The following is a 26,833-nucleotide window of genomic DNA, read 5'->3' as shown; positions in this document are numbered from 1 at the left end:
ATCGCCCTCGGCTTCCGCAATCTCGACAACTACATCACCAGAAGCCTGCTCCACACAGGCGGATTCGGACAAGCCATCCAGACCCACCTCTAAACCACCACCCATACACACCAAAATGCGAAGAGCCCGAAAAGGTCATCCGTGAACAGGTCGGCGTAGTAGTCCATCGTCATGCTGAACGTTTTGTGCCCGGCGATGGCCTGTACGACCTTTGGCGGTACCTTCGCGTGGACCGCGAGGCTCACGGCCGTGTGTCGAAGGTCGTGCAGCGTCATGTGCGGCAAACCCGCCGCGCGCACGGCCGTGGCAAACCATCCGTCCCGACTGTCCGGCGGGCGCATGTAATCCGTCTCGGCAAGGTGCCGGCCGTCGTTGAGCGAGCCGGGACGCTCGAATACGAGCGCGTCCGGGTCCTTGAACGCGACTGCCTTGCTCAGGCGCTCGCGCAACAGGCCCTTGGGGAACACCACCATGCGGTCCTCGCCGTTCTTCGCCGTGTTCAGATGCCATCCGCTGCCCGACCACACCGAGTTTTCGCACACGAGCGCCGTGCCCTTGTCCAAGTCAAGGTGACGCACGCGAAGCGCGGTGGTTTCGCCGAATCTCATGCCCGTGGTCCCCATGAACAGCACCATCGTCCCGTAGTCGAAACGTCTGCGATCGCTCGCCGCCTCTCCCAATGCCAAGAGCTGCCGCATGGTCAGGTATCGGCGTGGCTTGCTGACCTTCACGCGGGGTAGTTCGATGTCCTCGCAGGGGTTTTCGGCAATCCTCTTGTCCTTCACGGCGGCTTTCATGACCATGCTGAGCACGCTGAGGATGCTTTGCGTCTGTTTGCCGCTGTATCGGGCCGATATGTCGCCTATCCAGCGTTGCACGTCGCCGTGGCACACGCCCGATACCGGCACGCCGCCCCACCGCGGCTCGACGTGGCAGCGCCACAGGTCCTCGTACTTGTCGTACGAGGCTTGCTTGATCACGCCGTGTTTCGTTTCCAGCCATGCGCGGCCGAGTTCGCCCACGGTGGCCTTGCCGCGCTGCGGGTCGATGTACCGGCCGGCGCTCATGTCGGCAATGACGCGGCTGCGCTCGCGTTCGGCGTCCGTGCGTCGCTCGAAACCGCGCCGGCGGACGCCCTTGTAGCGGAATCCGTAGGCCACGCCCTTGGGGAATTTCTTGCACGGGTACCTGAATACGCCGCGAGTCTGAGGTTCGGCCGCGGCGCTCATAGCAGGTCTCCCCATGACGGCATGTCCCGAGACGATGCGTCTTCGGACCATTTCGGCGGGTCCTCTAGGTACGACTGGATGATTGAATCAAGCCGGGTCACGTTGGCTTCTGCGAATTCCGCGGCGATGGCGCCGAGCGCGTCGGTGCCGGCGTCGGGAATGATCACGCCTTGCTCCAAAAGCTCGCTTCGGTGCTCGGTAAAGCCTCGCCAAGCCGTACGAAGCCCCCACACGCAATCGTCAAGCTCTTTCGCGGAAAGTGGGAGACCGAAGGCAGGCGGAAGGTTCAGGTCTTCGGGGACGCCGCGCCTCGTTGCGTTGTCTTGCTGCATTTCGACATGCCGAAGCGTCGCGAGCTTCATAAGCGCCCTTGCGCGTTCATCCCTTGCCGCCTCCAATAGGCAGCAGATGCGGGCCGCCTTTTCCATGCAATCGGGAACTGTCATGTGGAATCCCATGTATCCGTTGAAGCGGCGCAATGCCTGATAGTTGCGCAGTCCCTCGAAACCGGGGAAGTCCGCCGGCAAGAAGGGTTGCTCTAGGTCGATGATGAGACACAGCGGACTGACGCCGAGCACGTGGGCGTAGCGCAACGTCTCGGCGAGCGTGACGCCCTCGACCTTGCGGCCCGTCTCTATCAACGTGATCTTGCCGCGCGTGGTGGTGCCCTCGCCATACTCGGCGTTCACCATGTCCGCGAGCTTTTCCGCGCCTATCCGCTGCGCCTTGCGGCAGCGCTGCAACCGCTGCCCGAACGTGGACGCGGGTGCGTCCGTCGTCTGTGTCTGAATCATCGTGTCACCGAAGCCTCATGTGTTAATTGTGCTAACAACACGCCGATTGTAGGCTGAAATAAGGCAACGTGTCAAACATGGTCTAATGTGATATCCGTCCCGGTGTCAGACGGGACGAAAAAAGGGGCCTCGCCGGATAGCGGCCGGACGAAGCCCCAATAAGACCGAACGCGGCACACGCCGCGCCTTCCCATCACGAAAGAAGGTCTCATGGGACACACTAACCCAAACAAGACGCCCGCGAGCGCCGGCGCGCCCGGAATGCTCACCAACGCACAGACCGCCGCTAGGCTCGGCGTCAGCGTGAAATACCTGAACAACATGCGATACAGCGGCCGCGGCCCCGCATTCATCCGCCTCAGCCGCCGATGCGTGGTCTACGATGCGGGCGTGGTGAACGCATGGATTGAGGCCAACACCGTACGCACGGCGGCATGACATGAAAACCGGGAACAAAAGGCAAAGCCCCGCACAAGGCGAGGCTTCGGTGACAATCCCGACCATACCACCACCCAAGGCCGGCCACACGGCCCGCTGCGCGCCTCGGACGGCATTCCCCGGACCGCCATGCCCGACCGGCCTGCCGCGCGGCGCGCGGACGATATCAGCGGCCGCGCTCGCAGACGTTCCGCAGTGCGGCACCGACGTGAACGGAACGCGGTGATGCCGTTGGGAAGCGAATTGTGGAAACGGGCCATGTGGCTGGGCGGGCGCGACCGACTCGGCTTGTCCGCCACCGCCCGCCTCGTGCTGCAATACATGGCATTCAAGGCACTGGACAACGGCGGCTCCGGCGTCGGCGACGAACGGCGATACCGGCAGACGCGCGACGGACGTCCCGCCCAGCTATTCACCATGTCCCGAGAAAAGACGCTCTACGAACTCGGAATCAACGAGCGCAGCTATCAACGGCAGCTCGCCGAGCTGCGGAAACGGGGCCTCGTGACCATCGGGGAAACGGCGCACCGCGGGCGCTCGCAGTCCTACAGGCTTCACGTCGCCGAGATGTTCGACACGATGGGCGGCGACGCGAACATGTGACGTCCATTGCAAAGGGTGTACGTTTCGTACGCCCTCGCGCGTTCGGCGAGCGCGCGAGACTCGGAGCCATACCGGAAACGTTCACCCTTTCGCGCACGTTTCGTGCCGTAAAGGGTGAACGTTTCTTGTCATAAAGGGTGAACGTTTCGTGCCGTAAAGGGTGAATGAAACGTACACCCCTAATACAAGTAAGGAACAAGTGAATACAAGAGAGGAACAAGAAGAATACAAGGGTGTACGTTTCGTACGCCCTTGCGCCAACCGCACCGATACGTCGAACACCTGTGCGAAGGCAATGGGAAGAAACGACACACGCCGCCCCGCCCGCAAGAAAGACGCCACGAGCGCCAAGCCCGGCAGCCACCACGAAGGAACACGACAATGACCGGACCGACCACACGCATCCGCCGAGCGCTCGACATGGAGATACGTCCCGACGTCAACAGACACCGAGCCGACGCCAACGACATCGCAATCGACTGCCTGCGCGCCATCGCCAACGCGCTGCAAGCCGGACGCACCCACAAATTGCGCATCAACGTTCCGACCGACCCCGCCGACGCGGCCATACTCGGCGCAAGCCTCATGCGACTGGCCGCAAACCTCGCAGACGCCCCGCAGACGCCCGAAAAGCACTCAGGCAAGGAAAGGGATGCAGGCCGCCGCGTATGCACGCCACAAGGCCGATGAAACGGCCTAGGGTGGGTAAAATCCCCGAGCGCTCGCTGACATGGGTCACCGTCCGCGTACCCGTGTCCCGCTCTCCCCGAGACCGGGTACCCCATCGCGCGAGGAAACCACGGGCCGGCACGCCGGCCGATGCCAAAGAACGCCGGCGTGCCGGCGCGACCGGAAGGAATGGGTCGGACATGACGGGCAATCCGAGGCAACGCAACGGTTGGCGTCGCGACCCGCTGAGCTTCGCGAACTGCCGTCTCGTACACCGACGCTGCAACCGATTGAAGAGCGACGGGACGGATGCCCACGCGCGCGCCCTGCTCGACCGCGAGCCGCAACCGCCGTTGACGTCGCTGCCGTTCGCCACGCTCGGCCTGTAGCGGTGCCGAGCTATGAGCCGAGCGGGACCGAAGGGTGGGGGAGATGCCCCTTCCCCCGCCCCGTCCGGCCACCTCGGGGCATGTTGCCGTTCTCTCCCCGGCGTTTTCCCGAAGGGTGGCGCAAAAGGGCGGCGCAAATGGCGCGAATGGCGGGAATGTGGCGGGAAACGGGGCCGGGTGACGTTGAATCGGGCGTTAACCGGACCGTTAACGGTAACGTTCGGTAACGTTCGCGGTTGCGGCGAGGCGTGACGCGAGGCGACGCGAAGGCGCGGCGGAACGCGGACGACTGGGACGTCTGCGAGCGCTCCGCGCCTAGTGTTCCTTGGTTTTCCGCGCGGTCCGTGTCGTGGTCTGCGAGAGGGGTGGGGGGTGACCCCCGGAAGGTGGTTCGCTGACCGCCGGTGAGGCGAAAAAAGAGCGCGCGGGTTTCAAACATTTGCGCCGAGCTGCCCGCCGGGCGTTCGTTTCCCCGGCCGTCTACATACTTAACTACTTGACTATACATAGGAAACTATGTAAAATGGGGGTATCTCCACACGAAAGGAAGGTGATGCAGCCACATTGACCCTCAAGGAACTTCGCGAGGCGAAGGGATGGACCCAAGCCAAGCTGGCCGAAGTCAGCGGCGTTCCGCAACAGGTAATCAGCGCCTACGAGCGAGGCGCGAAGGACTGGAAGAACATGCCGCTGGAACGGGCCATAGCCCTAGCCGACGCGCTCGACTGCGACGACCTGCGCCGCATCGGGGAATAGCAAAGGCCCGAAGGTGTTGCAGCACCAACGGGCCGAACGCTCCTAGACAACACAAGCGGATACCTACAAGCATTGGCCGGAAGCACCCACGATCATACCGTGGGCGTCCTTCCGGCGGGAAGGAAACACACCACCATGGAACACACGGGACTCTACGCGACGGGCCTCGCCCTCGCGCTCGGCGCATGGATATACGTCGAAACCCAACCGATCACCGCCGCACTGTTCATCTTCGCCGCGCTCGCCGTCGTGACGTGCGCGAACCGGGACCACCGCAAGGAAGGGGACCGTCGATGAGTGCCAAGACCTACCGTTGCTCCCGCTGCCATCGCCGCTACCGCGACACCGCCAAGGACGCGGACCTGTGGAACGCCGTGTTTCGCGACGGCCGCATGACCGGCGTCCTATGCCCCGACTGCCAAACCGCCGGCGAGGACCTCGAGGCGAGCGTGAACGATGCCATGATCGACTACTCGACCACGCGCCTGCTGCCCGACGGACGCGCCTACGCATCCTACCGAAGGACGGTGAAGGCATGAACGCCCCGACGCTCGCCATATCCCCGTTCCCCAAGCTCTTCATGCGCCACACGCCCGGCTTCAGGTTCGATGTGCAGCGCGACGGCGGGTCGGACGGCCGGGTGATGACCGTGTTCGATTCCGAAATGCCCGCGTTCAACCTCGGTTTCGCGCTCGACGTGTTCGGCGACGGCGAGGTAAGCAACTCGGTAAGCCCCGAGTCCTGCGAACTCGCCTACGACATGACGCCCGACGAATTGGCCGACCTCGCAAGCAAGACCGACGCCCTGCAAACATGGCTGGACGACTGCGCCACGGTGACGCAATGGGTCACCGACAACGCCCGGCAGCTCGCCGCGATGATGGCCGGCCACTGACGCCGAGCACACCGGCGACCGAAGCGCCCACGCCCCGCACCGCACGCGGGACGCGGGCGCTTCGCCGTATCCGAGGTGCCATGCTCTTCAATCGCCCGTGCAGCAATCACGGGAACGGCCAAGAACGCCGGAACACGGCCGAAACCATGCATTGGGCGGCCATTTTTCCCTGTTTCTTTGATCACCTATGCATTAATCACTGAACACGCCTCGAACCGTTGGAATCACGCCGTTTTGCCATGCTGCCGCCGATTTTCGCGAAGATCGGTCAGAGAGAGGAACACGGCCATGCGAACAGTGCGCCGAGCGCCGCCGACGCGAGGATTTCACCGCCCCTAGGGGTGGGGGACCACTCTCCCGACCGCCGGCGCGGAACCGCCGGATGGCACGCCCGATCATGCGTACGCGGAAATCCCCGTTTTCACCGCGCGTAACGAAATTCCCCGCCGCCCGCCGAGTGGCAAGCCGAGCGTCTGCCGAGCTGCGGGCCGAGCGTCCGCGAGCGCTCGCCGTCTGTCAGCGTCGGCGAGCGCCCCCGGTTTTTGGCCCATTTTTGGCCCTCGACTGCATGATTGAGCGGGGTTTATGTGATATACATGATTACCGGAATCGTTGAAATTTCAACGTTTCTAGTCAGGGCAACGGGCGCGGTCTAGATTTCGACTCTCTCTGGGGGTACTCACCGGCTCCGGGTTCCACGAGGTATCGTGGCCCGGAGCCTTTTGTTTCCAACGGTTTCAGGCCGCCAGCTTGGCCTTCAGTTGCTCGCACAGGAAACCCGGCGGTGGCCACTGCCACCAAAGATGCACCTCCGTCACTGCTCATTCCGCGCATCATCTGCTCGTACATCGACGCATCCAGCAGGGAGAGCGGGGGGACGTTGAAGAATTCCGCCACTGCGGCGATGTCCTGGATGGTCCAGGAAGTCTTGCCGGTCATCTTCGCGGACACGGCGCCCCTCTTCAGCCCCAGTGCCGCGCAAAGTGACTGCTGGGTCATCCCGCGGCCGGTCAGCTGCATGTTGACGTTCCAGATGAATACCCTCTGCAGGTAGTCGCCGAGTCCATTGGATTCGGTCGACGGTTCGATTTTTGCCATATCAAGTCCTTTCAGATTAGAGTTGTCCAATATCGATGGACATAATCCTACAACAATGATTTGCCGCTGTGCAAGTTTCTTGCTATATTGTCTATTGTGAATGGACTGACGGCAAAAATAATGGATTCTCCGATGCGTCGTTATATGACGGCGGCGGGTCTGAGCTGCCGAGACCTCGCGAGGGAGATGGGTACGTCCAAATCCTCGGTCGCGGGAAAGGTCAACGGCTCGATACCGTGGCAGCAGTCCGACCTGATCTGGCTGGCCATTCACCGAAACCTGTCCCCTGGGTATGTGCTCGGCATCGACGCCTATCTCACGGATGGCGGGTGGAAACCCGAAACGAGAATCCCCGGACCGGCTGGAACCCGGCGCGGGGATTGAACGGCAACAACCATGGAGCCGCGGGCGCGCATATCCGCCAAGATCAGACGCCCGTCGTTCCGATTCCCCGAAGGAGGGTCATCGCCATGACCGATTCTACCAATACTGCCGGCATTCGCCGGGCATCTGTCTTCGAGCCTAATCGCCAGCGCGACGCCGTGCGGCGGACGACGCGGGGTGGCGGCAACGTCGATCTGCGCATCGCGAAGGCTCATGTGCTGTCCATGCTCGCCCACCCGTCCCGGGGCTCGCGCCGCTGAGGCGCGCGTCCGCGGACCGTTTCCCCGATACCGGCCGAACCATGTGGTGGTTGGTCGTTGCCGCCGTGTGCATGTCCGGCGGCGTTCTCTCGTATGCGTTGTGCCGCGCCGCCCGTCTGGGCGACGACATCGGCGCGAGACTGCGCGAACGCCGCGAAGCGGACCCGGCGCATGACGGCGGGAAGGTCGAGCGATGAGCAGCAGAGCCGAGAACTGGGCATGGGAGCGCGACGACGTCAAGGGCATCACCAAGTTCGTGCTGGTGTATCTGGCCCGCCGCGCCTATTACGACGATGGCGCCGCCGCGTGGCCGAGCGTGGAGACCATCGCGTTCAATTGCGGGTGCTGTGAGCGCACCGTGATCCGTTCGTTGCAGGAGCTGGAGCGCAAGGGCTACATCAGGCCCGGCGACCAGGAGATGTCGGCGCGTAACCCGCGCACCCGCAAGCCGATCGCCAAGGGGCACCGCTCGCGCGTGTGGGACGTCGTCATGGACGGCGACCATCCTGCCGAGAACATCGAGGAGAAGCCCCGGAACCTGGACGCGCTGGCGGAAGGCGACGGCAAGCCGGATCCGATGAAGGACAATTTGTCACCCGACGGATTGTCACCCGAGCCGAAGGACGTGGAGCCGAGGACAAATTGTCCCGGAATCTTGGACAGAAAGTCACCCAATAGACAAGTGATAAACAATTCTCCCCTCATCCCCTTCGGGGATGCTCCCCTCAACGCCGAACAAGCCTCCACGAAGCCGGTCGCCGACCCGAAGCCCGAACCCGTTCCAACGACCGATTGGGGCAGGGCCCTGCCTCCAAGGGGTTGCAGGAACCCGCTATGGGTGCCCGAACCCGGCAAGCTGCCTGAGCCGGTCACGGAACGCGCAGGCCAAGAGGTGCGCGTGCTCGACGGCATCCGCCGGCGCATGCTCGCCGTGGACCAGAGGTTCGATGTTCCGGCGACCATGGCCGACCGCAAGGCCGTCCACTCGCTGCTGATCGACAGGCCGTACGGCGAGATCGTCGCGACGATGGACTGGGCGTACCGCAACCGCTACTGGCTGCCCCGGCTCACCAGCGGCGCCAGGTTCGCCGCGAACTACGTGCAGCTGCGGCTGGAAATGCTCACCCATCCCGATCCGACGGGCAAGCGGGCGCCAGACGCCCCGCTGCCGGTCGTCAAGGATCCCAACCGGGCGATACCGGTCAGCTCGTCGTCCGCGAGCCGTGTGCCGATCTACGGGGCTGCGCTGCTGCGCACCTCGCTGTGCCAGGAACACATCGAAGGCGTCATCTCGCAAGAGACGTGCCCGGTATGCGCGTACGACAAACGCAACCACGCCACCCACGACGTCGCCGGACGGCGCAAGACGAAGACAGGCGCGCCGGCGGAGGCGGTGCGGCCATGAGCGGGGACGGGCAGCGTCTTGAGGCGTGGAAGAAGGCCGGCGAATGCCGCGACTTCCCGCAACCATGGTCCGACTACCTGTGGTCGCTGGAGTTCGAGCACCGTCCCGGCGACGCGAAGGCGTTCCACTCGGTCGCCAAGGCCGTGTGCGAACGATGCCCGGTACGCGCCGAATGCCTGGCCTACGCGGCCAGCGGCGGACTCGAATGGGGCGTGTACGGCGGCAAGGTGTGCACCGACCGGCGCAGGATCGCGCGCATGGCCGAAGCCGACGGCGTCCCCTGCCGGGACCGCGGCCTGCCGTGGCCGCAACGCTGGCGGCTGCTCACGGACTGGATACGCGCCCACCGGAACGTGTTCGACGAAGCCACCGACGAGGCCAGCGCCGAACGCCAACAACGACGCCTGCGCGCACGGGGCAGGACGGCCGATCGCCCCGCCCCACATGAGCCGTCAGACAATCAAACAATCAAGCAAGCAGGAATCCAAGCAATCCAGCAAGCAAACAATCAAGCGACCGACTGACCAGGTTCGCATGATCGCCGACAGTCGCAAAGGAGAAGAACGAATGCGCATCGCCATAGCCAACGCCAAGGGCGGGGTCGCGAAGACCACGTCCAGCATCTACATCGCCTCGGTCATCGTTTCCAGAGGCGGCAGGGCCGTCGTGTACGACGCCGACCCACAGTCCAGCGCGAGCCTGTGGGCCGCTGCCGCGGAACAGACCGCGGACCCGCTGACGTTCGACGTGCTGCCCGCCAACCAGGCCACGCTCCGCCAGCTCGCCGCGGGAGCCGACCCGGACGAATGGGCGATCATCGACGCGCCGCCGCAGGGGCCGACCCTGGACATGGCCATCAAGGCGGCCGACTTCGTGATCGTGCCGGCATCGGACTCGCCCATGGACCTCCAGCAGGCATGGAGCACCCTCGACATGGCCAGGATGAGCACGCCCGCCGCGCTGCTGCTGGTCAAGGCCGAACACAACACGAAGGCGTTCCGCGACACCATGGACGCCCTCAACGCCATGGACACTCCCCGGTTCGACACGATCGTGCCGAAGGCCCAGTCCTACAAGCGTTCGCTCGGCACCAACCCGCACCAGCTGGGCGAATACCGCGACCTCGTCACCGAACTTCAGCAAATCGCCGGAAAGCAGGAGTGAGACCATGCAGGGCAACTACCAGCCACTGGCACGACCTGTGCCGTTCGACGACGTGCTGCGCCAGCAGAACAAGACATCCAAGGCCACGGGCGAACCGTTGGTCATGCTCTCATTGCGCATACCCGTATCGCTCAAGACCCGGCTCAAGACCACGGCCGCCGCGCACGACCTGCCCATGCAGCAGCTCCTGCGCGACGCCATCGAACGCGAGCTCGACCGGCTCGACGGCGACGACGAGCCGTAACCCGTCAGACAATCAAACAATCAGGCAATCCGACAATCCAGCAAGCAAACAAGCCGACAGCCAAACATTCAGGCAGTCAAACATGCAGACGCGATCCGGCAAGCCGGCGCGTCTGCGGAAAGGAGACACTATGGACTATTCGATGGAGGTCTCCGTGCTCGGCGACCGGATCAGCATCGGCGAGGAGGCGCACGTCATCACCCTCGGCGTGAACACGGGATTCCCCGCGGGCTCCACGGCGGGACTGGCGTACACGCTCTCGCCATTGCAGGCCCGCGTGTTCGGCGCGCAGATGCGCGCGGCCGCGGACGCCGCGGAGGGACATCCGGGCATGCCGTCCGACGAGGAGGTGAACGCGGCGGCGAAGGTGTTCTGCGGCGGCGTGTGGAACGGGTTCGACCCCGCCAGCATGATGCCGACCGAACAGTTCGACCGGTTCTGGGGCGACGGTGAGGGCCACCAGCTCTACCTGGAGATCGCGCGCCACGCGCTCATCGCCGCCCGCATGTCCATCCTCGCCGGGCAAAACGAAAGCTGACAAGCAAACAAGCCCGCATGCAGACAATCAAACAATCAAACTTGATTGCATGCAGGCAAGCTGACATGCAAGCAATCAAGCAAACCAACAATCAGGAAAGCAAACAATCCAACAATCAGGAACGGAGCAGAACCATGAACGACAACCACAACGAAAACGAGGAGCCCTTCGACGGCACGAGCGAGGATTCCACGCTCGAAGACCAGATGAGCGCGCACATCGCGGCCATCGCCGCCAGCGGCGTCGCCGCCGAAGCCGAAGCCCTGGCCAACCGGCAAGCCGACATGGCGGCCAAGGAACGCCGCGAAACCAGACTGGCGCTCCTTGCCGCCGTCACCGTCATCGCAGGTCTTATGGCCTATGTAATTACTCGCATCGTCAAATAAAGACGATGTTTCTGTCGCTTATCATTTCAGGGACGGGTAATTCCTTGGATCCACGTCCCTGAAAGGCGCGCGTTTCCCCATTTATGCAATTAGGATGCCCCGTCAATGAGCTGAGCCATTGACTCGCCACAGCGGCGACACCCGCCATCCGTCAGGGAATCCCATATCAGACTTCGGAATCTGAGGGTGCCTATCCATAAGGGAGATGAATTTCTCCGTCCACGCGGGTCCGTCGATCTGGGATGTCAGGTAGTTCTCCATGGTGAGGAATGCAGCAGGGCCGGAGGACTTACGGAAGATATCCCAATCGTTACCCCACCAACCCTTTGCATGGGATCCGCTGCGATGCTTCGGCAGTTTCGGCGCTATGCGGGTGCTGGTTTCGTTCCAGAAGCGATCATGATGCGCGGTCATGTTCCGGGCCTGCCGGATAGTCTCAAGCCAATTGGAGAGGATTTTGGCGTCGCCGCGTACGGCGGGATTCGGGTTGGGTTGAAGATATGCAGCCTGGTGGCCAGCTTTCTCTTGATATGGTCTGGCGCACCTTGGTAGAAGTTCTCCTTGAGTGTTCCGTAGCTCAGGCATCCGACGATCATCCAGTACGGAGGCAGCGGATCACTGTAGGTACTCCGGAAATGCCTGAGGTACGGAAGATTTGATTTGGTGAATGTCGAACGCAACGAGGAAAGGCAAGCCAGATGGTCGTCATAGCTCAACCCCGGGAGTCCTTCCCGTGTCATGTAGCCGAATTCGCCGCCGAATACCGATAGCTCATGGGCGAGGAAGCTCTTGAGATAAATCTCGATGGTGACGATGCCGTCGAATACCAGCATCCGCAGTTCCTGATCGAACAGATACCTATCCCAGATATCCTTGAATTGCACATCTTGACGGAAGGGCAATGAGCGCTTCGCCGACTGCTCCGATACCGGGGTGAGGAACGGATACCAGTATCCTTTCAGCCGAAAGTATCCCACTTGCTCGATTCGACGCTCAAGGAGCTCGCGACTTATTCCGGACAAACCGTTGTCAATGAGCTTGGCCGATAAATCATCCAATGATTTCGGCGGATGCTGCGGATAGGGGCGGAGCTGTGGAGTATCATTCTCGTCCATCGTTCCTCCGATAAGAAAAATGCCACCCTAGTGTGCTTCAGTGAGAGGCAATGGTGGCTTTTAACATCGCTAATTGTAGCGAATATATCGCCTTTCGTAAAGATACAGAACACTCCGTACATCTAGTATCCAAAGCAGAGCGATGCACTAAATGTAGTATTCGCGTCATGTTTCATCCGTGAACGGGTTGCCAATCTTCGTCACATGTCCGCCGCAGCGTCGCTCGATGCGGGGCGATGCTGATGGTGCGTTCGGGGTCCGGCGGCCGGCCGTCGGGCTTGCGGGCGTGCTTTTCTTCCAGGGACCCGGGAGGAGGCGGGTTCTGGAGTCCCCGTCTCCTCCCTTTCCCGGAGAGGGGCGCTTCTGTCGTATGTGGGAAAGGATTTCGTATGAGGTTCGGGAAGAAGGGCGCCGGCGTGGTGGCGTCGATCACCGCCGCCGCGGCGTTGCTGGCCTGCCTGGTTCCGGTCGCGTTGGCCGATAACGGTGGCGGCGGTTCCGGCGAGGACGGTGGCGGTTCGGGCGGCGGTCCGACGCAGACGGCCGATGTGCATTGGATCTACAAGGATTCGTGGCCGGCCACGCTGGATGGCATGAAGACGGCGTTGAGTGACGCGAAGGTGCGTCTGTCGTCCGATCTGGCAAACGGGCAGAACCAGTTCGTGAACATGAACAAGACTTTGAGCGACGCGATCGATGAGTGCCAACGCTCCTATACGGGTGACGGGAACGCGGATTGCCGTCTGGTGGCTGTGGGCTATGTGCGATTGGCGGATGGTTCGTTCAACGGCAGCTATGTGAGCTCGAACGCGAAGAACCGTTGGGAGGCGCAGTGGAAGGCCGAGGCGAAGGGCGACTACACGTATCAGGGCCAGAAGTACTCGACTTCGACCACATGGAAGGACAAGCTCGGCACGCGCAGCGTTGACTCTCTGGCGCAGGAGTCGATCAACTCCAACCCGAACGCCTCGTTCCGCGTGATCGTGCTGGCGCAGAACCAGCCGCCGGTCGATTACAAGCTGAACGTGGCCACCAGCCACAAGCAGAAGACCGACATGCAGGTCGGCTCCACCGACCCGATCGGCGACGTCATCCATGCAGACAACGGCGGTTCCGCGATCAAGGAGACGTTGAACGGCACCGCGATCATCCATTACGAGAACGGCCCCTATCTGCCCGCGAAGAGCGTGAGCAAGTCGATCAGCTTCTCCAGCAATGGGGATACCCAGCTCGACAATCTCGCCTCGCCGAAGGATTTCGGCATGAAATACTGGGCCGAGGGATCGTACTGGATCGACATCCAGGTGCCCAAGCAGGGCCGCATGCAGGCGGCCGTGGACACCGCGGACCGTGACCCGGCCGAATCCTGGAAGGTGAGCTCGGTGCCGCCCGAACCCCCGGTCAAGAAGATCGAGGACGGCGTGAGCGCCGACCGGATGACGAACCGCACCACCATCACGTACGGCACCGGCCGCGGCGGCTACGAGATGCGTTTCCGCGACGTGATCGAACCCAACGGCGTCGAATACTCCGTGGACAACTACAGGCTCATCGACAGGACCGACGGCAACCGCGACGTTTCCGGCGAGTTCGAGATCACTTGGGACAAGGCGTCGAACACGGTGTCGGCCGCGCGTTCGGCGGACAAGGGCGAGATGTCCATGGACCATGTCTACGAGTTCAGCTTCGACGTGACCGTGTCAAAGCCCTCCGACTTCCAGCAGGTCAAGGACCATGCGTGGGGCAAGTGGAACCATGAGCCCGAGGCCGACGCCGGAACGAAACAGTTCGATACGTGGCGGCCGAATCCCGACAAGAGCTGGATCCGCCTGAACGCGAAGGGCCAGTGGGAGGCGGTCATCGACCCGAAGGAGACCAACCAGACCGGCGCCGACGATATGACGCTTCTGGACGGGGACCGGGTCGCCTCGGTGGTCAACGGCACCATCGCCAAAAACCTCATCCAAGCCCCGGAGGCTCTGACGCTCACGGACGACTGGTCGGCCGCCGACTACCTGTTCGACGCCGACGACAAGTCGAAGATCAAGGTGTACGAGGCCGATGCCGGCACCGATCGCGAGTCCAGCGTCACCGACATCGCCAACCACGGCAGGGACGTCACCGGCCAGTGGACGATCACGATGGAAGGCACCACGGTGACCGCCACCGCAGGCCAGGCCTACCGCGAGGGATTGAAGGGGCTGAAGACCGCGAAGCAGGTCACGCTGCTCATTCCCGGCAAGGCGTCCTATGCCAACGGCAAGGGCGCGGGCCAGGTGCGCGACGACTTCGGCAAGCAGTCGAGCGACGAACTGTCGTTCTGCACCACGCCGGATGGCAAGGCGCTGACGAACAAGGGATCCCAGACCGTCAACACGCACACCATCCCCACGAACGAACCGAAGATCTGCGGCTACATACCGCCCGTCGTCAAGGACGTGGTCGGCGAATCCTCGCAGGGAGGCGACCAGGCGTCCGTGGACGGCAGGGTCGTCTACCCGGGCCAGCGCGTGGAATACCGTCTGGAGACACAGCCCCACCTGCCCGGCAATCTCGCGTACTCCGTCAGCGAGGTGGCGGTCACCGACACCTACGACGAGCATCTTGAAGTGGACAAGCAGACCCTGGAGGTCACCGACCTGTCCACCGGCAAGTTCATCCCGAAAACCGAGTACGAGACCCAGTGGAACGACGGACAGCACGCGGTGCGCCTCGTGTTCTCCGACGGATACGTGAAGACCAACTGGCGCAACGGCGCGAACCCGCGCATCATCGTCCGCTTCGAGGGCACGGTCGCCAAGGACGCGCCCACGGACACCAAGATCGGCAACCAGTGGGCATTGACACTGAACAACATGGTCACCCCGAGCAACAGGGTGTGGAACGAGCCGCCCGACTTCACGCCGGTGAAGAAAGACACCCAGGCCGACCCGTCCATCAGCATCGACGGCAAGACCGCGCTGCTGGGCGACCGGATCTACTACCGCGTGACCATCGACGCCAAGCAGACCAACCAGGCCTACAAGGTCTGGAGGCTCGGCATGACCGATGACTGGGACGACGAATATCTCTCCCTTGACGACAAGCGCATCGAGGTCACCGACACCGCGACCGGCAAGGATGTGACCGCGAAGTTCAACATCGCGGCGATCGACGGCGTCGCCTACGTGTACGCCAAGACCGCGGACACGAAGGTGCCGGCCACCGGCGAGACCATCAAGGGCGACCCCCAGCCCAAGAACCTCAAGGAATACGCCGAAAAGAAGGACCACGACCCGTTGAAGGAGCCGGCCATCGACCAGTCGATGCTGGGCACGAGCTACGAGGTGAGCCTGCCGATGACCGTCATCAAGGTCACCGACGGACATATCGTGAAGAACAAGGCCACGCAGGTCGTCAACGACACCCGCAAGGACACCAACGAGGTCGCCAACCCCCTCAAACCCGTCAACCCCTCCAAGGACGTGGTCGTGAGGGTGAACGGCGAATCCATCGACAAGCGGAGCGTGTACCTCAACAGCCTGTTCCTCTATCGCCTCGACAGCTCCGTGCTGCCCGCGCACCGCGCCTACCAGAAGGTCACCGACTGGAGCATCACCGACCCGCTCGACACCGAGCATGACCAGTACACCGGCCAATGGGCCGTATACGCCATGCGCGACCTGACCGAGCAGGGCAAGGTGATCGCCCGCAAGGGCGTGAAGATCGCCGGCAGCGGCTTCGACGCCAGTGTGTACGGCGGCGAACTGTTCACCCTCGCGCAGGACGACAAGGGCGTGGTCACCGTTACCGCGACCCAGCGCATGCTCGATCTCGTCAGCGGCAACGACGAAAGCGAGCAGGCATGGACCGCGTTCATCCAGTGCAAGCGCGTCAAGACCGGCGAACACATCGCCAACCGGTTCGACGAAACCATCAACGGCACCAAACGTCCTTCCAACCAGGTCGAGACGCACACGCCCGACATGACCCCGAGCCTGAAGATCGAGAAATGGGACGAGGCCTCCGGCTGGCCGGCCGGCGACCGCGACCAGGTCAAGGACGCGCTGGCCATGCAGGGCGACACGCGCATCGTGTTCACCATCACCAACACCAGCACCACCGACCCCGACACCAAGCAGGGCGCATGGTACCGAACCAAGGACCTGAACCTCAAGGACCAGCTGGTCGCCGGCGACGGCCGGGTGACCGATCTCGAATACCCCGCCGATTGGGACAGCCGCATCCTCAAGCCCGGCGAGAGCGTCGAGGTCAAGGGCGTCCTCAAGGGCGTGACCGGCCATCACACCGACCGCGCCACGGTCACCGGCACGCCGTTGGTTGAATGCGTCGTCTCCGACCCGGATCCGTTCGACGGCAAGGACGAGACGTCCGCGCCTGATGATGCGGTCACGATCGACGGCAGGCTCGTCTGCCCCGACACCGAAGTGGTCAGCAACACCGACGACTGGAACGGCTACCGGACCGGGCTCGCCCATACCGGCGCCGCCGTCCAGGGCGTGATCGCGGCGGCGATCACCCTGCTCGCCGTCGGCGTGGGACTGGTCGCCGCCCGCAGGTTCAGGCGCGGGAACAACGCCGCCGGCCGCCACTCCGGCACGATGCAACCCGTCGATGCCGAGGATGCCGACGCGGATGACGTCGAAACCGTGGATTCGGTTCCCGGCGGGCAATCCGTGGGCTGACCGAAGCGGCGGGGACCGTTCTCCGCCGCGATGATTCTTCCGGTCGGACGGCAATCCGGCCGGAACCCCGCCGGTTCTCTTCCTTCTTCTCTCCCCGGCGGGCATGGCAACGGCCCGACGCCAACGGTTCAAACCGTTCGCGTCGGGCCGTTCCCTTGCTACTTTTGGCTGCTTACTGTTCGTCGGTGTTCTCGGAGGCGAGTCGTTCTTCGAGCTGTTCGACGATGTGGTCGTGCATGTTCTCGTCGATCTTGACGGTCAGGAGGAAGACGACGAGGCTGGCGACGATGCCGGCGAGCGGCAGGTAGTAGGCGCAGGTCTTGAACGTGCGGATGTTCGCGGCGGTCATGTCGGCGGCGGTGGTGTTGCCGACCATGCCGGCGGCGACGGCCACGAAGCCCACGATGCCGTTGGACAGGGCGCCGGCGATCTTGTCGAGCATCGGGCGCACGGAGAGGGTGACGGCCTCGTTGCGCTTGCCGGTCTTGAGCTGGCCGTATTCGATGGAGTCGGTCATGCTCAGGATGGCGGTCATCTGGATGGTCTGCGCGGGCAGGTAGAAGAGGACGAGCGCGACGATGACGACGGGCAGGTTCATGGGCGCGATGATGAACAGCGTGTAGCCGGCGATCATGAACGCCATGCCGGCGGTGTACAGCCAGCGGCGCGGGATGCGCCGGTTGAGCACCGGGTAGAGGGGCGTGGTGACCAGTCCGGTGATGACCGGAATGACGCCGGCGATGGAGAAGCTGTCCGGGGCGCCGAGCACGTATTTGAACTGGTAGAAGAGCACGCCGGTGGTGGCGACGTTGGCCACGGAGTACAGCAGGTAGCTCAGGGCGACCCACAGGAGCTGGTCGTTCTGTGCGATGGCCTTGAACGCCTCGATGGGGTTGCCGTTGGCCTCGGCCTTGGCGCGCAGCTCGCCCTGGTTCTCGCGGGTGCCGAACGCGACGCTCCACGCGGTGAGCAAACCGAGTACGGCGATGATGATGGCGAACGCGGCCCAGCCGGTGCGGCCCTGCTCCCATTGGCCGGTGAACTTCCAAGTGAACCAGCTGACGACGGGCACGACGATGACGGTGACGCCGTTGTATCCGATGGATCCGGTGAACGCGCCGAGAGCGGTGTACGTGCTGCGTTCGTGCGAGTCGGAGGAGATTGCGGGGATCATGCCCCAGTAGGAGATGTCGCGCAGCGAGTAGATCACGTCCAGCAGGATGAACACGATGACGAACAGGACCATGAACACGCCGGTGTTCACGTCCACGAGGCCGAACAGGCCGGTGAACACCATGATCAGCAGGATGCCGGGCACGAGGCCGCCGATGAACTGCCAGGGGCGGAACCGGCCCCAGCGGGTGTTCGTGTTGTCCACGAGGTTGCCGAGCAGCGGGTCGAGGAAGATCTCCGCGATGCGGATGACCACCACGAGTCCGGTGATTACCGCGATGAGGCGCGCGGCCAGCGTCTTGTCCACGTCGATGAACAGCGCGGTGGTCACGAACGTGATGAAGAACGTGCTCATCGTGTTGTAGAACGCGGCCTGTCCCAGATTGCCGAACGCGTATGCGATCTTCTGGCCCATGTTCCTCGCGGGCGCTGCCTGCGGCTGTCCGGGCGTCGCCGTGCGCTGTGTGGTGGATCCGCTCATGGTGTGGTGGCCTCCTTGCGACCTGTAAAGAATCCGTGCGCGGGAACAGCTCCGATCCCGCAAGACGCGAGTATAGAACTTTCTTGAAAAAGAAAAAAAGCTTTACCGCGTGTCGCAAGCAATGCCAACGAATCGCATTCGTCGATTCGACGCGACGCGCGGGCAAAAGACATCGTAGTAGTCGAATTATCGTTGCAATCAATGGATTTGTACAGGTCTTCGCAGTCACCGTCGAGGCATGCGCAAGAAGTTGCGTAAATTAGTAAATATCTTTATCATCGTTGTGCAAGGAGTCACATTCGAGGGCTCCCGCACTGCGGCGGCAACGACGCGACGCAATCCGATGCGAAAGCGAGGACATCATGAACACAACCGACGATCAGCGGAAGAACGGCGATCCGATCGTCTCCCCGTCCATGCCGACGACGGCATGGCTCGCCGACCCGCGCGTGTACGCGGTCCACCGGCTCGACGCCCATTCCGACCATGCGTGCTGGTCGTACGCCCCCTCCGGCGGCGAGGGCACGGATCTCACGCAGAGCCTTGACGGCGAATGGCGGGTCCGCGTCGAGACGGCGCCGGCGAACAGCTTCCCCGACGGGACGAGCGACGGGCCGGATTGGATCAGCGACGTGTCGCCGCTGTTCGCCGCGCCGGGCTTCGACGACTCGTCGTTCCCCCGCGTGCGGGTGCCCTCGCATCTGGAGACCGCGGGGCTTCTTGACCCGCAGTATGTGAACGTGCAGTACCCGTGGGACGGCCACGAGGACCCGAAGGCCCCGGCCATCCCCGAGCATGGCCATGTGGCGGTCTACCGACGCAAGTTCGCCGCGGAGGGCGCGGTCGCCCAGGCCATCCGCGAGGGCCGCACGGTGACGCTCACCTTCCAGGGCGCGGCCACCGCCATCTACGTGTGGCTCAACGGTGCGTTCGTCGGCTACGCCGAGGACTCCTTCACGCCCAGCGAGTTCGACGTGACGGACGTCGTCAGGAAGGACGGCAACGTGCTGGCGGTCGCCTGCTACGAGTATTCGAGCGCGAGCTGGCTGGAGGACCAGGACTTCTGGCGGTTGCACGGCCTGTTCCGCTCCGTCGAGCTCAACGCGAGACCCGCCGCCCACGTCTCCGACATCCACGCCGAAGCCGATTGGGAGCCTGCCACGTCAATCGGATCGCTCTCGCTGGACGTGCTGATCGACGGCGCCACGAACGCCGCGACGGCCGACCTCGCGTTGCGAGACAAGAACGGCACCATCGTCTGGCGCACCGCCACGGAAGCGGCCGGAACGCTGCACGCCGAAGCCGAGATCGACGACGCCGCACCCTGGAGCGCCGAACGCCCGGACCTGTACGAATTGTCCGTCACCCTGCTCGACGCGGACGGCACGGTTCTGGAGACCGCGCGCACCCGCATCGGCTTCCGGCATGTGGCCATCGAGGACGGCGTCCTCAAGCTCAACGGCAAGCGCCTCGTGTTCCGCGGCGTGGACCGCCACGAGTTCGACTGCCGGCGCGGCCGCGCCGTCACCGAAGAGGACATGCTGTGGGACATCCGCTTCATGAAGCGCCACAACATCAACGCGGTGCGCACCTCGCACTACCCGAACCAGTCACGCTGGTACGAGCTGTGCGACGAATACGGCATCTATCTGATCGACGAGACCAACCTGGAGACCCACGGCAGCTGGAACAGCCCCGGCGACATCCCCGTGGGCACCTCCGTCCCCGGTGACGACGAGGCCTGGCTGGGCGCATGCATCGACCGGCTGGACAGCATGATCATGCGTGACCGCAACCATCCCAGCGTACTCGTCTGGTCGCTGGGCAACGAATCCTACGCGGGCGAAGTCCTCAAGGCCATGAGCATGCACGCGCATCGGCTCGACCCGGGCCGTCCCGTCCACTACGAAGGCGTCAACTGGAACCACGCCTACGATGGGATCAGCGATTTCGAAAGCCGTATGTACGCCAAGCCGGACGAGATCCGCGACTGGCTCGAACACGGCGACGAGCGTGGCGCGGCGAACAAGCCGTTCGTCAGCTGCGAGTACATGCACGCCATGGGCAACTCGTGCGGCGGCCTGAGCGAGTTCATCGACCTCGAACAGTACGAGCACTACTCCGGCGGGTTCATCTGGGACTACATCGACCAGGGGCTCGTCCAGCGCCTGCCCGACGGGAGCGAACGACTCAGCGTCGGCGGAGAATGGGGCGACCGGCCGACCGACTACGAATTCGTGGGCAACGGCATCGTGTTCGCCGACCGCACGCCCAGCCCCAAGGCGCAGGAGGTCAAGCAGCTGTATTCGCCGATCAAGCTCACCCCCGACGGACACGGCGTGACCATCGAGAACCGCAACCTGTTCATCGGCACCGACGATTACGTGTTCGCCGCACGGCTCCTCGAAGACGGGCGCGAGATCTGGCACGCCGACTACCGGTTCGACGTGGCCGCCGGAGACACCCAACGCCATGACATCGCCTTCCCCGACATCGACACGGACGGGATTACGCGCGAGGTCACCTACGAGGTCGATCTCCTGCTCGCCGAAGCCACTGCATGGGCGCCGGCCGGCTACGAGCTCGCGTTCGGCCAGCTTACCGGCACTCTCAACCCCGAACGGGACATCACCGAGACCGATTATGACGACGACGGCCGCGCGACGGTCACGCTCGGCCGGTGGAACGCGGGCATCCGCCGCGACGACGAGGAAATCCTCCTGTCGCGCACCCAGGGAGGCATCGTCTCCTGGACGCGGGACGGACGGGAAATGGTCATCCGTCGCCCTGAACTCGTCACCTTCCGCCCTCTGACCGACAACGACCGCGGTAACCGTTCCGGATTCGACCGTGCAGCATGGTTCGCGGCCGGCCGCTACGCCATCGTGACCGATACGAGCATCACGCAATCCGACGACGGAGGACTCACGGCCGAATACCGGTACGAGCTCGCCGACCCGGGCCACACGCCCGTGACGGTCGCCTACCGCATCACGTCCGACATGCGCATGCGATTGACCGTCGAATACCCCGGCGGTGTCACCAACGCCGCCAGCCTGCCCGCGTTCGGTGTCGAATGGGAACTGCCCGGCGAATACACGCAGCTGCGCTACTACGGACCCGGCCCCGAGGAAACCTACCGCGACCGCAAGCAGGGCGGCAAGCTCGGCATCTGGGACACCACCTCAGAGGCGAGCATGGCGCCGTATCTCATGGTGCAGGAAACCGGAAGCCACGAGGACGTCCGCTGGCTCGAAGCCACCGACATCCAAGGCCACGGATTGCGCGTCAGCCAGCGCGGCGACCGTCACTTCACGGCCAGCCTGCTGCCATGGAACACCTACATGATCGAAGCCGCGCGCCGCCATGAGGACCTGCCCGCCCCGCGCCACAACTACCTGCGTCTGCTCGCGGCGCAGATGGGCGTCGGCGGAGACGACTCCTGGGGAGCCCCCGTCCACACGGCCTACCAGCTGCCCGCAGGCAGGCCGCTCACCCTCGACGTGAACCTCGAACTCATCTGACCGGCAACGGGCGGCGGCATGCACCACCATGCCGCCGCCCGTGCATATTCCCCAAAACACACCCACAGAAAAGAGACAATCAATCATGGCTGAAGTGATCATCGTCAAGAACGAGGAGGAGGCCGGCGAGATCTACGGCCGTTGCGTGGCGGACCTCATCAAGGCCAAGCCGGACGCGGTGCTGGGACTCGCCACGGGCTCCAGCCCGCTGGCTGCCTACCAGGCCCTCGCCAAGATCGTGCACGAGGAGCACATCGACGTCTCCAAGGTGCGTGGCTTCGCGCTCGACGAGTACCTGGGCCTGCCGCTCGACCACCCGCAGTCCTACCACTCCACCATCCACCGTACGGTCGTCGAGCCCCTCGGCCTCGACCCGGCCAAGGTCCACGTGCCCGGCGACGTGCTGAACGGCGCCCCGCTCGAAGACGGCGACAAGATCGCCGCCGCCGGCCCCGCCTACGACGCGGCCATCGAGGCCGCGGGCGGCATTGACGTGCAGATCCTCGGCATCGGCACCGACGGCCACATCGGTTTCAACGAGCCCGGCTCCTCGCTCGCCTCCGGCACGCGCGTGAAGACCCTGGCCGAGCAGACCCGCATCGACAACGCCCGCTTCTTCGACGACGACATCAACCAGGTGCCGACCCACTGCATCACGCAGGGCATCGGCACGGTGTTGAAGGCCCGTCACCTCGTGCTGCTCGCGTTCGGCGCGGGCAAGGCCGAGGCCATCGAGGAGACCGTCGAGGGTGGCGTGTCCGCGTTCTGCCCGGCGTCCGCGCTGCAGCTGCATCCGCACGCCACGATCATCATCGACGAGGAGGCCGCCAGCCGCCTGCGTCACAAGGACTACTACCGCTACGCCTTCGCCCACAAGCCGGCCTGGCAGGGCATCTGATCGGCGAATCGTAGTGTGATTGGTTGCCCCGGCGGCTTCGTTTCGTCATGAAACCGGCTGCCGGGGCAAGCCCGATTTTGGGGCGTATGCGCGCTGTGACGCCGATTTGGCGGAATGGCGCGGTTCTGCGAGATCTCGGTTGTTGCCCCCGTGTGCCGAATTGTGCTGAAAATCAGCCGGCGGGGCGAGATGTCTGCCCCGGGAGGCCAAATCATGGCGAATATCCCTTGCTGTGGCAGTGTTTTCTGCCCCGACAAGACCGATATGGGCGAATCGCGCGTGTAGGGGCAGGAATTATGGTGTATTGGGTAGAGCCAAGTGGTTTTCAGGCAAAGGAGCATCAGGAAACATGACGGACAGAAGTGAGATCGTCGCGCGCGTGACGGCGGCGTTGAAAGGCGAGGCCAAGCCTGTCGCGATCCGCGGGGCGCGCAAGGTGGACGCCCGCGGCGAGCAGTCGGGCTACTGGGTGGTCTCGGACGCGCGTGGCGTGATCGTGGCCACGGGCGCCGCGGCCGCGGACGGTACCGGTGAGGAGGCGTTCGAGCACGCCTGCCGCACGGTCGGCATTGACCCGGCCTCCCGCTCCGGCGAGGTGATCGACGCGGCCGGCCGCATCCTCACGCCCGGCTACGTGGACATCCACGCCCACGGTGCCTGGGAGAAGAGCTTCGACGACGGCCCCGACGGCATCGACGTGGCCCGCGCCGGTCATGCGGTCCACGGCACCACCCGCCAGGTGCTCTCGCTCATCACCAACCCGATGGACGTGATCTGCCGCAACATCCGCACCGTGCGCGAGAAAATGGCCACCCGCCCCGACATCCTCGGCTGCCATCTCGAAGGCCCGTTCCTCGCCCTGAAGCGCAAGGGCGCGCACGACCCGAACTGCCTCAAGGACCCGGTGCCCGAACTCGTGGACGAGATGCTCGACGCCTCGGGCGCCGACCCCGCGGCCGGCAAGCTCGGCTGCATCCGCCAGATCACCATCGCGCCGGAGCTTGAGCACGGCATCGGCGCCATCAAGCAGTTCGCGGCCGCCGGCGTGGTGCCCGCGGTCGGCCACTGCGACGCCGACTACGCCACCGCCCAGGCCGGCTTCGACGCGGGCGCCGGCATCATGACCCACATGTTCAACGCGATGAACGGCCTGCACCACCGCGAACCCGGCCCCATCCCGGCCGCCGTGGAGGACCCGCGCGTCACCATCGAGCTCATCAACGACGGCTTCCACGTCCAGAACCCGATGGTCAAGCTCGGCTTCGGCCTGGCACCCCACCGCATCGCGTTCGTCACCGACGCCATGGCCGCCACCGACTGCCCCGACGGCGCGTACAAGCTCGGCGAACTCGACGTGAACGTCATCGACGGCCACGCCCGACTCGTGTCCAACGGCGCCATCGCCGGCTCCACGCTCACCCTGGAGGTCGCGGTCCAGCGCGCGGTCAACGAACTCGGCTTCAGCCCCGTCGCCGCCGTCGAGGCCGCCACCCTTACCCCGGCACGCGCCTTCGGATTCGACAGGCCCAACCCCGTCACCGGCACGCCGCTCGGCCTCATCGCCCCCGGATACGCCGCCGACCTCAACCTCCTCGACCCCACCGACTGGACCGCCCAACACATCTGGTGCGCCGGCCGACAGGTGAAGTAAACATCCAACGTGAACGGGTAGCCGGCAGAGCCCAGCAACTCGCACCACGCCTTGAGGAACGATTCCTTGCCGGCCCATTTCGCGGCCAAGTGCACGGCCTCGCCGTCGTTCTTGACCCGCGCACGTTCGACCGCCTGCCGCACCTCACGCACCGAGAACAACGAACGCATGCGCGTGCCCGGCTCGACCAGCTGAGAGGCGAATGCCGCCACATCGACCACATCATGACCCAATCCAAATGACTGCATACGGTCCATTGTCGCAGCAGCATCGCCCACAGGTTCGATCCGACGGTCACGCAGCACAACAGACGCAGCACAACAGAACGGCACACCGGCCAGCCTATTACCCTGTCGAGCAGGTGTATTCCGGTTGCATTCCGGCCTCCGAAGATTCAAGACCTGAGCGTCCAGCCCATTCCCACGCTGAGTGGATCCTGTCAGCCAAGACCGATCACCGGCTTCCGATACGACCCTCTCGACCTCTCGCCAATGACCCGCGGACGCCGCCGGGAACGAGGACGTTCACGGACCGCCGATAAGACCGACAAGAGCCAGGCCCGCCACGAACGTTTCGGGGGCATCCAAACTCATGGAAGTCAAATTGTTGACCCAACAACAAGCAAACAGAAAACGCTGCAAAAAGAGCGACACTCCGATTACCAAACTGTTTGTAGTCAAACGTTTGACTTCTTAACTTCATTAAAAAGAATGCCAATGACGGGCGGACAACCACCGCAACATCACGCGCAGGCAAGCAACACAACCAGACACAACCAAGGAGGGACGCATGGTCACCATGAAGCACATCGCCAACCGTGCCGGCGTCTCCATCTCCACGGTCTCGCTGGTGCTCAACGGGCGCGACGCCGGGCGAGTCAGCCCCGAAGTGGCGGAGCGCATCCGAGGCATCGCCGAAAGCCTCGGCTACCGCACCAACCGTCTCGCCAGCAGCCTGCGCACCAGCCGCAGCCGCATCATCGCGTTCCTCAGCGACGAAGTGGCCACCACGCCCTTCGCCGGACGCATGATCGAAGGCGCACAGGACGCCGCACGGGCCCTCGGATACCTGCTGATTACCGTCGGCATCAGCGGCGGCGCGAAAAGCCCCGGATCCGACCGCGAGATCATGGGCTCAAGCAATACGGCACCGACGGCTTCATCTACGCGCGCATGTTCAACCAACGCACGCTGCTGCCGCAGCCCCTGAGCGACTGCAAAGTGGTCGTCGCCGACGCCACCGACGCCACCGACGCGGCACCGAGCATCGTGCCCGATGAGCACAGCATCGGCTTTAAGGCCACCAGCCACCTCCTCGACGCCGGATGCAGGCGCATCGCCTACGTGGGCACCATCCACAACATGATCGCCCAACCCGGCCGTATTTCGGGATACATGGACGCACTCTCCTCGCGCAACATCGCTTTCGACCCCGAACTCATGATCAATGTGGAATCGGGCAGCGACGAGGCGGCCCGCATACCGGCGTTCTTCGACCGGCACCCGGACGTGGACGGATTCTTCTGTTTCAACGACACGCGCGCCTGGAGCATCTACACGGAGGCCATCCGTCGCGGACTGGCCATCGGCAAGGACATCGCCGTGGTGGGCGTGGACAACCATCAGGTCATCGCCGAAGCGCTCGATCCGCCTCTGTCCACCGTGGAGCTGCCTCACTACGAGATGGGCTACTGGGCCGTGGGCAAACTGGTCTCGATGATCGAGGACATGACGGTCTCGCCGTTCCCGAAGGAAGGCTACCCGATCGACCGCGTACCGCTGCCATCGCTTGAGGAGCATTCGGCGAAGCTGGACTGCAAGCTGCGCATCAAACAGTCCTGGGTGAGACCGCCGCAACGAACCTAGGCGCGCGGCCGATCACCGAGGCGGCGGTCCAACGGCAAGCGCCAAAGCGGATCGACAACGCCCGCCCATTACCATGTTTGGTAGGCCCCGATGGCCGGGGCCGGGTCGCCGGTTCCGGTATGACTTTCCTGCCCTGTCGTCGATGATCCGGGGGGTGTTGTCGCCGGGAACGGGGACGCCCGATGACCG

General features: G+C 64.0%; 25 protein-coding genes and 2 pseudogenes. 20 read left to right on the top strand and 7 right to left on the bottom strand.

Annotation, left to right across the window (positions count from 1 at the left end):
- Window positions 1-89 precede the first annotated feature (89 nt).
- Window positions 90-1,229: a tyrosine-type recombinase/integrase gene (locus G1C96_RS09775; protein WP_169276402.1), complete on the bottom strand. Its 1,140-nt coding sequence runs from the start codon at window positions 1,227-1,229 to the stop codon at window positions 90-92.
- Window positions 1,226-2,023, bottom strand: a complete 798-nt coding sequence (locus G1C96_RS09770; RefSeq protein WP_169276401.1) for a helix-turn-helix transcriptional regulator — start codon at window positions 2,021-2,023, stop codon at window positions 1,226-1,228. The genes G1C96_RS09775 and G1C96_RS09770 overlap by 4 nt, the downstream gene beginning before the upstream one ends.
- Window positions 2,024-2,233: 210 nt before the next feature.
- Between G1C96_RS09770 and G1C96_RS09765 the strand changes: the two genes are divergently transcribed.
- The 8 genes from G1C96_RS09765 to G1C96_RS09730 all read left to right on the top strand — a co-directional run bounded on the left by G1C96_RS09765 (window position 2,234) and on the right by G1C96_RS09730 (window position 5,773).
- Window positions 2,234-2,461: a helix-turn-helix transcriptional regulator gene (locus G1C96_RS09765; RefSeq protein ID WP_169276400.1), complete on the top strand. Its 228-nt coding sequence runs from the start codon at window positions 2,234-2,236 to the stop codon at window positions 2,459-2,461.
- 225 nt (window positions 2,462-2,686) lie between these two features.
- Window positions 2,687-3,064, top strand: a complete 378-nt coding sequence (locus tag G1C96_RS09760; RefSeq protein ID WP_169276399.1) for a hypothetical protein — start codon at window positions 2,687-2,689, stop codon at window positions 3,062-3,064.
- Window positions 3,065-3,445: 381 nt separating this feature from the next.
- A complete protein-coding gene (locus G1C96_RS09755) occupies window positions 3,446-3,754 on the top strand; it encodes a hypothetical protein (protein ID WP_169276398.1) in 309 nt (102 codons plus the stop codon).
- Window positions 3,755-3,933: 179 nt separating this feature from the next.
- Window positions 3,934-4,122, top strand: a complete 189-nt coding sequence (locus G1C96_RS09750; protein WP_169276397.1) for a hypothetical protein — start codon at window positions 3,934-3,936, stop codon at window positions 4,120-4,122.
- 564 nt (window positions 4,123-4,686) lie between these two features.
- Window positions 4,687-4,878, top strand: a complete 192-nt coding sequence (locus tag G1C96_RS09745) for a helix-turn-helix domain-containing protein (protein ID WP_169276396.1) — start codon at window positions 4,687-4,689, stop codon at window positions 4,876-4,878.
- A 135-nt stretch (window positions 4,879-5,013) separates the two neighbouring features.
- Complete coding sequence (locus tag G1C96_RS09740) at window positions 5,014-5,175, top strand: hypothetical protein (protein ID WP_169276395.1); 162 nt, start codon at window positions 5,014-5,016, stop codon at window positions 5,173-5,175.
- Window positions 5,172-5,417: a hypothetical protein gene (locus G1C96_RS09735; protein ID WP_169276394.1), complete on the top strand. Its 246-nt coding sequence runs from the start codon at window positions 5,172-5,174 to the stop codon at window positions 5,415-5,417. The genes G1C96_RS09740 and G1C96_RS09735 overlap by 4 nt, the downstream gene beginning before the upstream one ends.
- Window positions 5,414-5,773, top strand: a complete 360-nt coding sequence (locus G1C96_RS09730) for a hypothetical protein (RefSeq protein ID WP_169276393.1) — start codon at window positions 5,414-5,416, stop codon at window positions 5,771-5,773. Before G1C96_RS09735 ends, G1C96_RS09730 begins: the two co-directional genes overlap by 4 nt.
- A gap of 633 nt (window positions 5,774-6,406) precedes the next feature.
- On the opposite strand, the gene G1C96_RS09725 is transcribed toward G1C96_RS09730, so the two are convergent.
- Window positions 6,407-6,871, bottom strand: a complete 465-nt coding sequence (locus G1C96_RS09725; protein WP_169276392.1) for a helix-turn-helix domain-containing protein — start codon at window positions 6,869-6,871, stop codon at window positions 6,407-6,409.
- Between the two features lie 470 nt (window positions 6,872-7,341).
- Between G1C96_RS09725 and G1C96_RS09720 the strand changes: the two genes are divergently transcribed.
- The 7 genes from G1C96_RS09720 to G1C96_RS09690 all read left to right on the top strand — a co-directional run bounded on the left by G1C96_RS09720 (window position 7,342) and on the right by G1C96_RS09690 (window position 11,252).
- Window positions 7,342-7,515 carry a hypothetical protein gene (locus tag G1C96_RS09720; protein ID WP_162834849.1) on the top strand — a complete coding sequence of 58 codons (174 nt, stop codon included), beginning with the start codon at window positions 7,342-7,344 and terminating at the stop codon, window positions 7,513-7,515.
- Window positions 7,516-7,708: 193 nt separating this feature from the next.
- Window positions 7,709-8,920, top strand: a complete 1,212-nt coding sequence (locus tag G1C96_RS09715; protein ID WP_043164871.1) for a helix-turn-helix domain-containing protein — start codon at window positions 7,709-7,711, stop codon at window positions 8,918-8,920.
- A complete protein-coding gene (locus G1C96_RS09710; protein WP_043164869.1) occupies window positions 8,917-9,444 on the top strand; it encodes a WhiB family transcriptional regulator in 528 nt (175 codons plus the stop codon). Before G1C96_RS09715 ends, G1C96_RS09710 begins: the two co-directional genes overlap by 4 nt.
- A 43-nt stretch (window positions 9,445-9,487) precedes the next feature.
- The gene (locus G1C96_RS09705) at window positions 9,488-10,084 is read left to right on the top strand and encodes a ParA family protein (protein WP_043164867.1); all 597 of its coding nucleotides are present in this window, start codon (window positions 9,488-9,490) and stop codon (window positions 10,082-10,084) included.
- 4 nt (window positions 10,085-10,088) lie between these two features.
- Complete coding sequence (locus G1C96_RS10330; RefSeq protein WP_033495367.1) at window positions 10,089-10,328, top strand: hypothetical protein; 240 nt, start codon at window positions 10,089-10,091, stop codon at window positions 10,326-10,328.
- Between the two features lie 130 nt (window positions 10,329-10,458).
- Complete coding sequence (locus G1C96_RS09695; RefSeq protein ID WP_043164849.1) at window positions 10,459-10,866, top strand: hypothetical protein; 408 nt, start codon at window positions 10,459-10,461, stop codon at window positions 10,864-10,866.
- Between the two features lie 17 nt (window positions 10,867-10,883).
- Complete coding sequence (locus tag G1C96_RS09690) at window positions 10,884-11,252, top strand: hypothetical protein (protein ID WP_223847823.1); 369 nt, start codon at window positions 10,884-10,886, stop codon at window positions 11,250-11,252.
- Window positions 11,253-11,354: 102 nt separating this feature from the next.
- On the opposite strand, the gene G1C96_RS10480 is transcribed toward G1C96_RS09690, so the two are convergent.
- Window positions 11,355-11,684: an Abi family protein gene (locus tag G1C96_RS10480; RefSeq protein ID WP_417852186.1), complete on the bottom strand. Its 330-nt coding sequence runs from the start codon at window positions 11,682-11,684 to the stop codon at window positions 11,355-11,357.
- Window positions 11,663-12,367 carry an Abi family protein gene (locus G1C96_RS09685; RefSeq protein WP_169276391.1) on the bottom strand — a complete coding sequence of 235 codons (705 nt, stop codon included), beginning with the start codon at window positions 12,365-12,367 and terminating at the stop codon, window positions 11,663-11,665. The genes G1C96_RS10480 and G1C96_RS09685 overlap by 22 nt, the downstream gene beginning before the upstream one ends.
- 389 nt (window positions 12,368-12,756) lie before the next feature.
- On the opposite strand from G1C96_RS09685, the gene G1C96_RS09680 reads away from it, so the two are divergent.
- The gene (locus G1C96_RS09680) at window positions 12,757-17,052 is read left to right on the top strand and encodes an LPXTG cell wall anchor domain-containing protein (RefSeq protein WP_169276390.1); all 4,296 of its coding nucleotides are present in this window, start codon (window positions 12,757-12,759) and stop codon (window positions 17,050-17,052) included.
- A 172-nt stretch (window positions 17,053-17,224) separates the two neighbouring features.
- Here G1C96_RS09680 and G1C96_RS09675 read toward each other — a convergent pair whose 3' ends face one another.
- Complete coding sequence (locus tag G1C96_RS09675; protein WP_169276389.1) at window positions 17,225-18,706, bottom strand: glycoside-pentoside-hexuronide (GPH):cation symporter; 1,482 nt, start codon at window positions 18,704-18,706, stop codon at window positions 17,225-17,227.
- 362 nt (window positions 18,707-19,068) lie between these two features.
- Here G1C96_RS09675 and lacZ point away from each other — a divergent pair, with 362 nt between their 5' ends.
- The 3 genes from lacZ (at window position 19,069) to nagA (ending at window position 24,779) form a co-directional block, all read left to right on the top strand.
- Window positions 19,069-22,230: a beta-galactosidase, LacZ type gene (gene lacZ / locus G1C96_RS09670; protein WP_169276388.1), complete on the top strand. Its 3,162-nt coding sequence runs from the start codon at window positions 19,069-19,071 to the stop codon at window positions 22,228-22,230.
- Window positions 22,231-22,315: 85 nt separating this feature from the next.
- Window positions 22,316-23,128, top strand: a complete 813-nt coding sequence (nagB, locus tag G1C96_RS09665) for a glucosamine-6-phosphate deaminase (RefSeq protein ID WP_169276387.1) — start codon at window positions 22,316-22,318, stop codon at window positions 23,126-23,128.
- Window positions 23,129-23,477: 349 nt separating this feature from the next.
- Entirely contained in the window at window positions 23,478-24,779 is a 1,302-nt protein-coding gene (gene nagA, locus G1C96_RS09660) for an N-acetylglucosamine-6-phosphate deacetylase (protein WP_169276386.1), read from the top strand.
- Window positions 24,780-24,781: 2 nt separating this feature from the next.
- On the opposite strand, the pseudogene G1C96_RS09655 reads toward nagA, so the two are convergent.
- Window positions 24,782-25,027: pseudogene (locus G1C96_RS09655) on the bottom strand (4'-phosphopantetheinyl transferase superfamily protein); the annotation flags it as partial.
- 541 nt (window positions 25,028-25,568) lie between these two features.
- Between G1C96_RS09655 and G1C96_RS09650 the strand changes: the two are divergent.
- Window positions 25,569-26,644: pseudogene (locus G1C96_RS09650) on the top strand (LacI family DNA-binding transcriptional regulator).
- Window positions 26,645-26,833 lie beyond the last annotated feature (189 nt).

Origin of the sequence: Bifidobacterium moraviense (assembly GCF_012932365.1) — a bacterium.
GTDB classification, from domain to species: Bacteria; Actinomycetota; Actinomycetes; order Actinomycetales; family Bifidobacteriaceae; genus Bifidobacterium; species Bifidobacterium moraviense.
This window is presented reverse-complemented; position numbering and strand designations above follow the sequence as displayed.